This window comes from Wenzhouxiangella sp. YN9 (assembly GCF_056324165.1).
In genome coordinates, this window is the sequence record NZ_JBJNIP010000054.1 from 1 (window position 1) to 467 (window position 467).

The 467-nt window shown below is 66.2% G+C and carries 1 pseudogene; it reads left to right on the forward strand.

The features are described 5' to 3' along the window. Positions 1–467: pseudogene (locus ACEWQ0_RS01980) on the forward strand (anthranilate synthase component I); the annotation flags it as partial.

Below are 467 nucleotides of genomic sequence, written 5' to 3' on the forward strand. Positions count from 1 at the left end.
GAATCGGTCGAGGGCGGCGAGAACTGGGGCCGGTATTCCATCATCGGCCTGCCGTGCCGCCGCGCCTGGCGGGCCACCGGGCGCGCGCTGGAGTCGCTGGAATACGGTCGCGTGATCGAGCGCCGCGATGACGTCGACCCGCTTGCCGAGATCGACAAGCTCGTCAAGAGCCGCAAGGCGCCCGAGCTGGACGAGCTGCCCGGCTTTGCCGGCGGTCTGGTCGGCTACTTTGGCTACGAGACGGTTGTTCATCTTGAACCGAAACTGGATTTTTCGGCCAAGCCCGACGAGCTTGGCGTGCCCGAAATCCTGCTGCTGGAAGCCGACCAGCTGGCCGTGTTCGATAACCTGGCCGGCCGGCTGTATCTGATCGTTAACGCCGATCCCGAACAAGAGCACGCCTGGGACAGCGCCAACCGCCGCCTGGATCAGCTCGTGCATCGCCTGCGCTGCGGCTCGCCGGGCTA